Source organism: Lacisediminihabitans sp., from assembly GCF_043726815.1.
Lineage (GTDB): Bacteria > Actinomycetota > Actinomycetes > Actinomycetales > Microbacteriaceae > Lacisediminihabitans.
Genome location: NZ_JAYSJZ010000043.1, coordinates 1 through 6884 on the forward strand (window position 1 = coordinate 1; position 6884 = coordinate 6884).

At 70.1% G+C, this 6884-nt stretch carries 6 protein-coding genes and 1 pseudogene; 4 read left to right on the forward strand and 3 right to left on the reverse strand.

Annotation, left to right across the window (positions count from 1 at the left end):
• Positions 1-22 precede the first annotated feature (22 nt).
• Positions 23-457, forward strand: a pseudogene (locus ACHZD8_RS04610) (maleylpyruvate isomerase N-terminal domain-containing protein); the annotation flags it as partial.
• 171 nt (positions 458-628) lie between these two features.
• Here ACHZD8_RS04610 and ACHZD8_RS04615 read toward each other — a convergent pair.
• Both ACHZD8_RS04615 and ACHZD8_RS04620 read right to left on the reverse strand, forming a co-directional pair.
• The gene (locus ACHZD8_RS04615; RefSeq protein WP_394768982.1) at positions 629-1381 is read right to left on the reverse strand and encodes a hypothetical protein; all 753 of its coding nucleotides are present in this window, start codon (positions 1379-1381) and stop codon (positions 629-631) included.
• A 3-nt stretch (positions 1382-1384) separates the two neighbouring features.
• Positions 1385-2671 (reverse strand): adenylosuccinate synthase, encoded by a 1287-nt coding sequence (locus tag ACHZD8_RS04620; RefSeq protein ID WP_394768983.1) that lies wholly within the window; start codon positions 2669-2671, stop codon positions 1385-1387.
• Positions 2672-2806: 135 nt separating this feature from the next.
• Here ACHZD8_RS04620 and ACHZD8_RS04625 point away from each other — a divergent pair, with 135 nt between their 5' ends.
• From ACHZD8_RS04625 to ACHZD8_RS04635, 3 genes are read left to right on the forward strand one after another with little or no spacing between them, the layout of a single operon-like run.
• Entirely contained in the window at positions 2807-3448 is a 642-nt protein-coding gene (locus ACHZD8_RS04625) for a TetR/AcrR family transcriptional regulator (protein WP_394768984.1), read from the forward strand.
• Positions 3445-4077 (forward strand): hypothetical protein, encoded by a 633-nt coding sequence (locus tag ACHZD8_RS04630; RefSeq protein WP_394768985.1) that lies wholly within the window; start codon positions 3445-3447, stop codon positions 4075-4077. Before ACHZD8_RS04625 ends, ACHZD8_RS04630 begins: the two co-directional genes overlap by 4 nt.
• Positions 4074-5960, forward strand: coding sequence for a YhgE/Pip family protein (locus ACHZD8_RS04635; protein WP_394768986.1), 1887 nt, complete (start codon positions 4074-4076; stop codon positions 5958-5960). Before ACHZD8_RS04630 ends, ACHZD8_RS04635 begins: the two co-directional genes overlap by 4 nt.
• 20 nt (positions 5961-5980) lie before the next feature.
• Here ACHZD8_RS04635 and ACHZD8_RS04640 read toward each other — a convergent pair whose 3' ends face one another.
• Positions 5981-6616: a TrmH family RNA methyltransferase gene (locus ACHZD8_RS04640; RefSeq protein ID WP_394768987.1), complete on the reverse strand. Its 636-nt coding sequence runs from the start codon at positions 6614-6616 to the stop codon at positions 5981-5983.
• Positions 6617-6884: the final 268 nt, after the last annotated feature.

Sequence of the window (6884 nt, forward strand, 5' to 3'; positions counted from 1 at the left end):
CCTGAGTTCGGCCACGGCCTATGTGCGCCTTCTCGGCGAGATCCGCGACGATCAATGGGCGGCACCCGGCCTCGGGTCGTGGAGCGTTCGCAGCCTCGCCGGGCACACCGCCCGCGCGATCCTCACCGTGGAGAACTATCTCTCCCAGGAGGAGCCCGGCGACGTGACGATCGCCACCGCGGAGGCGTACTACTCCACCGTGTACCTGAGCTTCACGGATGACGCGGCGGTCGCCGCCCGCGGCGTCGAGGCCGGCGAATGGCTGGGTGACGACCCGGTCGCCCAGGTCTCCGCGGCACTCGCCCGCGCGGCCGCGGCGATCGAGTCCCAGCCGGCGAACCGCATCGTGTCGATCGGCGGGATGGGCATCCGGCTCAGCGAATACCTGCGCACCCGGGTCTTCGAGCTCGTGGTGCACACGATCGACCTCTCGCGGGCCACGGGGCTCCCCCACACCCTGCCGCAGCCTTCCGTGGAAGACGCCGTCACTCTCGCCGCGGCGGTGGCCGCACGACGGGGATCCGGCGAAGACGTGCTACTCGCCCTCACCGGGCGCGCGCCGCTCCCCGAGGGCTACAGCGTCGTCGGACCGTCCCGCGGTGGCGACGGTCGACGCCGCGGCATCCGCTCACCCCAGGTGCGTCGTCGCAATCGTGGAGAGGAAAGCGCCCCAGCGACGATAGAGGGTGGCGTAGCTGAAGGCGTCGTCGACGAAGTCCGACGTCTCCACCGGCGGCATCTCCACGAATCTCGTCGTCGGTGCGCGGGCACAGGCATTTGCGGCGACGGCCGAGAACCGGTGGGAGTCGTCTCTCAGGATGCTGCTGATCACTGGGCCCACCTGCACGTACTTCGAGACGTCGGGGATTCGCGTGACCACGATCAGCGCCCTCGGAGAGGTCTTCTCCGCGAGGAAGGCGAGGAGGCGCTCGAGTTCCTCCCGCCACAGCCGAAGGGAGGCGAAGGAAAGCACGTCCGTGGTGCCGGGCGAGAGCACGATGAAGTCGAAACTGCCCAGTCCGTCGAGCCCGCGCACCGCCGTTGCCGTGGCCGCGAGCCGAGGTCGTGCGTTGGCGAGGCTCTCCCACTCGACCCCGCGGCCGGTGCTGCGGGCGAGGCTCTTGGCGAACTGGTGGGCGACGCCGAGCTCGTAGCTGCGCACCCCGACCGAGGATCCGCTGAGGCCTCCGACGACAAGGATATGAAGCATCCGCGGGCCCTCGATGAGGCCATGGGAGGCGTCATCCGGCACGCCGGCCGACATCCGGGTCGGAGCCCCGGCCACGAAGTTGAATGCCATGAGCGGTCGAATCACGCCAAGGCAGAGGCGCAGGAGCCGACGGCCGAACGGAGCCCGTTCGATCGCAGGATCTACGCTCACCGATCAGCCCAGAAGGTCGTGGCGCACCACGATCGCCTCGCGGTCGGGACCGACTCCGATGGCCGAAATTCGTGCACCACTCATCTTCTCCAGAGCGAGCACGTACCCGCGCGCATTTTCCGGCAATTCGTCGAATGTGCGCGCGCCGGTGATGTCTTCGGTCCACCCCGGGAACTCTTCATAGATCGGCACGGCGTGGTGGAAGTCCGACTGGGAGACGGGGACCTCCTCGACCCGCACACCGTCCACGTCGTAGGCCACGCAGACCGGGATCCTGTCGAGCCCGGTGAGCACGTCGAGTTTGGTGAGTACGAAGTCGGTGACCCCGTTGATGCGCGCGGAGTACCGGGCCACGGGGGCGTCATACCACCCGCATCGCCGCGGGCGTCCGGTGGTGGTGCCCCACTCGAAGCCATGCGAGCGGAGGAACTCTCCGGATTCGTCGTGCAACTCGGTGGGGAAGGGGCCGGAACCCACGCGGGTCGTGTAGGCCTTGACCACCGCGATGACCCGCTCCATGCGGTTCGGGGCGACCCCGGAGCCGGTCGCGGCGCCGCCGCTCGTGGCGTTGGAGGAGGTCACGAACGGATATGTGCCGTGGTCGACGTCGAGCATCGTGGCCTGGCCACCCTCGAACAGCACCGTCTTGCCGGCATCGAGCGCCTGGTTGAGCACCAGTCCCGTGTCGGCCACCATCGGCCGCAGGCGTTCCGCGTACGACAGCAGGTCGGCGACGACCTCGTCCGCCCCGATCGCGCGACGGTTGTAGATCTTCACGAGCAGGTGATTCTTCTGCTCGAGGGCGCCCTCCACCTTCGGGCGCAGGATGTTCTCGTCGAAGAGGTCCTGGATGCGGATGCCCACCCGGTTGATCTTGTCGGCGTATGCCGGTCCGATTCCGCGGCCGGTGGTTCCGATTTGCTTCTTGCCGAGGAATCGCTCGGTGACCTTGTCGAGGGTGCGGTGGTAGTGGGTGATGATGTGCGCGTTGGCGCTCACCCGCAGCCTCGAGACATCCACCCCACGCGCGGTCAGCGCCTCGAGTTCGTGGAACAGCACCTCGATGTCGATCACCACGCCGTTGGAGATCACCGGGATGACTCCCTCGGTGAGGATTCCGGACGGCAGGAGGTGCAGGGCGTACTTCTGGTTGCCGATCACGACGGTGTGACCGGCGTTGTTGCCGCCGTTGAATTTGACGACGTAGTCGATGCGGCTTCCGAGCAGGTCGGTCGCCTTGCCCTTGCCCTCGTCGCCCCACTGGGCTCCGATGATCACGATTGCTGGCACGAGGGGGTCCTTCTCAGTTTGGTGGGAATTACACCCCATTCTACCGAGCGCGCCGCCGTCCCCCGGCGACTCCACGCTCAACCGGGTCGCACACTAACTTGCACACTGTTGTGAAAGTTATTAGACTTGCCTCTCGTGTCCACAACTCCTGCCGCCCGCGCGCCCCGCCGCGACGCCACCGAAAACCGCGAGGCGATCCTCGCCGCGGCCAAGATCGTGCTCAACCGCGACCCCAAGGCCCCCCTGGAGGCGATCGCCGCCGCGTCCGGCCTCAGCCGCCGATCCATCTATGCCCACTTCGCCAACCGCGACGACCTGCTGCGCGAACTGGTCAGCCTCGGCGCGCTCCGGGTGGCCAGCGCCCTCGACACCGTGACCCACCCGGATCCGCTCACCCGGCTCGCGCTCATCGCGTCACGCCTGTGGCACGAGGTGGAGAGTGTGCGTGTCATGGCCGTGCTCGCCGTGCGCGGCCCGCTCGCCTCGGATACCGGCACGGCCCTGCGCTCGGTGCGCTCCAGCGTGCGCGAGGCGATCGCCGACGGGCGCGCCGACGGCTCCATTCGCCAGGACGTGCCCGTCGACCTGCTCGCCCGGCTCGTGGAGGACGCCGCCCTCGGCGTGCTCGAAGAAGCCGCGCGCACTCCGCTTCCCGCCGAAGAGGGCCACCGGCTCGTGATTCTGATGACCCTCGGTGCGGTCGGCCTCGGCTGGCGCGAGGCCGGGAGCTTCATCGACGAGCGGCCCGACCTCCAGTGGAAGGACGCCGACCGATGATCATCGCCCTCGATCAGGCCGCGATCGGCACCGGCCTCGGCGCGGCCGTGCCGCCGCTCAGTCTCGCCGTCGCCCCCGGTGTGCCGAACGCCATCCCCGTCGAATCCGACGAGCGCCCCATGCTCGTCTCGCTGCTCCTCGCCGGCCGGATCCGCCCGGACTCCGGTCGCGTGCTCGTGCACGGCGCCGAGCACGGCGACCGGCTCCGACGGGGCAGCGCCCTCGTGGACACCCCGGTCGTGGCCGAGCCCGGCGCGGACATCGCGCTCACCACGATCGTGGCCGAGGAACTCGCGTTCGCCTCAGCGCCCAGCTCGCGGCGGCACGCGCGGAGGTTTCTCAGCGATCATGGGCTCCTCGATTACGCGAAGCTTCCGGTTCGGGCGCTTCCCTCCGCCGCCCGCATCCGGCTCTTCAGCGAGCTCGCCGTGCTGCGTCCGGGAGTCACCGCGATCGTCGTGACCTCCCCGGAGCGCCACGGCGGCGAGCCCTCCGGCTGGTACGGTCCGCTCGCCGAGATCGCCGCCAGGGGCGTCACCGTCAGCATCGTGACAGACCAGGCCACCGCCGACATCCTCTTCCGGCTCGGCGCCACCGACCCGAGCACCATCGAAAGCCCTCTCTCATGACCATCCCCACACTCGTTCGCGCGGAGTTCGCCCGCCTCACCGCCAGCCGCATCGGCATCGCCGCACTCGTCGCGCTGATGACCGTGCCTCTCGTCTACGGCGGCCTCTACCTCTGGGGCAACCAGGATCCGTACTCCAATCTCGACAAGGTGCCGGCCGCTCTCGTTGTGCAGGACACCGGAACCACCGTCGACGGCACCCCCACCAACTACGGCCGCAAGGCCGCCACGAGCCTCCTCGACGGCAAGAAGTTCGGCTGGGTCGAGGTGTCGAGCGCCCAGGCCGCGACGGGCGTGAAGGACGGCACCTACGACTTCGGCCTCACCTTTCCCGCCGACTTCTCGACGCGACTCGCCTCCTCGTCCGGCGACGAGCCGGTCTCGGCGGCGCTGAAGCTCACCACCGACGACACCAACAGCTACCTCAGCACCACCATCGCCAAGCAGGCGGCCGAGGCGGTGCGGGTAGAGATCGCCAAGCAGGTGGGCTCCGAGGCCTCGATCACCCTCCTCAACGCCGTCGGCTCCATCCGGGACGGGCTCGTGAAGGCGGATGACGGTGCCGTGTCCCTCGCGTCGGGCGCCGCCACCGCTGCGGCCGGGGCGTCATCCCTCGCCTCGGGCAGCGCCACGCTCTCGACCGGGGCGGCGAAGCTCTCGACCGGCCTTCACCAGCTGGATGCGAAGACCGCGGCGCTCCCGTCGTCGGCTGCACAACTGAGCGCCGGCGCGTCGAGCCTCGCCGGGAAGCTGTCCACGGCCTCCTCCACCGCCGGAACCCTCGCCAGCAACACCTCGGCCGCCCAGACCGCGTACGCCAAGCTGGTCGCCGATGCCCAGGTGCCCGGGGCCGTTCTCGACCCGCGCGTTCTCGCCGACATCCAGGCGCTCGGAACGCCGGTGGGTACGGCCAACGCCTACGCGGGCGGCCTCGCCGCGCCGACAGGTCTGCCCGCTGCCGCCGCCGGAGCCGCCCAGGTCGCGGCCGGGGCGTCCACCCTCAGCGCCTCGGCGCCCGCGCTCGCCTCCGCCGTGCACTCCGCGGCCGGCGGGGCCGCGAGCCTCGCCACCGGGGCGGCGTCGGCATCGACCGGGGCATCCGATCTCTCCACCGGGGTCGGGCAACTCGCCACCGGCTCGAAGACTCTGAGCGACTCGCTCACGGATGCCGTGGGCAAGATTCCCCAGACGACCGCGGCGGAGCGGGCCGCCACATCGAATCTCATCGCCAACCCGGTGCAGGTCAACCAGGACGCCATCACCCAGGCGAAGAACTACGGGGCGGGTCTCGCGCCGTTCTTCCTCAGCCTCGCCTCCTGGATCGGCATCTACGCGCTCTTCCTGCTGGTGCGGCCGCTCTCCCGCCGGGCGCTCACGGCCGTGCGCCGGCCCATCCGCACGACCCTCGCGGGCTGGCTCACACCGGCGCTGCTCGGCGTCGTGCAGATGGTGGCGCTGTTCGCGCTCGTCACCCTGGCGCTGCACCTCCCGGTGGCCAACCCGGTCGGCATGGTCGCCTTCATGGCCTTCGTCGCCATGACCTTCGCCGCCATCGTGCTCGCGCTCAACGTGCTTCTCGGCAGCGTCGGCCAGTTTCTCGCGCTCGTCTTCATGGTGGTGCAGCTCGTGACCGCCGGCGGCACCTTCCCCTGGCAGACCCTGCCGGCACCGCTCGCCGCGCTGCACCAGGCCCTGCCGATGAGTCACGCCGTCGATGGCATCCGGCAGCTCATGTACGGCGGAACGGGCGGCGACCTCTGGTCGGCCTTCCTGCCCCTCGCCGCCTGGTTCGTCGGGTCGCTCGCGCTCTCGGTGCTCGGAGCGCGCAAGCAGGGCCGCTTCCGCACCCTGCGGCAGCTGCGTCCGTCGCCGATCGGGGCGTAGGGCGCGCCCGCTCGCCTTCCCTAGAACGTCACGTGCTGGGAGATCCAGGCGTGCATCGCGACGGCCGCCGCGGCGGAGGCGTTGATGCTGCGGGTGCTTCCGAACTGGCTGATCTCCACGACGGAGCCGGCCGCGGCGAGCGCCTCCGCGCTGAGGCCGGGTCCCTCCTGGCCGAAGAGCAGCACGCACGCCTCGGGAAAGTCGAAGGTCTCGATGATCACCGACCCCGGCACGTTGTCGATCGCGATCACCGCGAGCCCGGCATCCCGCGCCCAGCCCGCGAACTCGGCGACGTCGGCGTGGTAGCGCACGTGCTGGTAGCGGTCGGTGACCATCGCGCCGCGCTTGTTCCAGCGCTTGCGGCCAATGATGTGCACGGTGTCGGCGGCGAACGCGTTGGCGCTGCGCACGATCGAGCCGATGTTCATGTCGTGCTGCCAGTTCTCGATGGCGACGTGGAACGGATGCCGCGTGAGGTCGAGGTCGGCGACGATCGCCTCCATGCGCCAGTAGCGGTACCGGTCGATCACGTTGCGTGAGTCGCCCTTCGCGAGCAGTTCCGGGTCGTAGAACGCTTCGGTCGGCGGCTCGCCCTTCCAGGGCCCGACGCCCTGGGTGGTGAGTTCGACGCTCGGGTCGGGGGTCTCTTCAGGCATCTCTCGAGGGTATCCGGCCTCCCCGGCCCCCGGCCCCCGGCTCCCAACCCCAACCCCAACCCCACCCCCACCCCCACCCAATTGCACTCAACCGTCACTAACTGCTCCCTGAGGCCGCCCAGCGAGCAGTTACTGACGGATGAGTGCACAGGAAGCGGGCCCCGTCGCCCGGCCGCCGGCGCCCCCACCTCCCCTGCTCCCGGCTCCCTGCACCCCGGCTCCCCTGCACCCCGGCTCCCGGCTCCCTGCTCCCCTGCTCCCTGCTCCC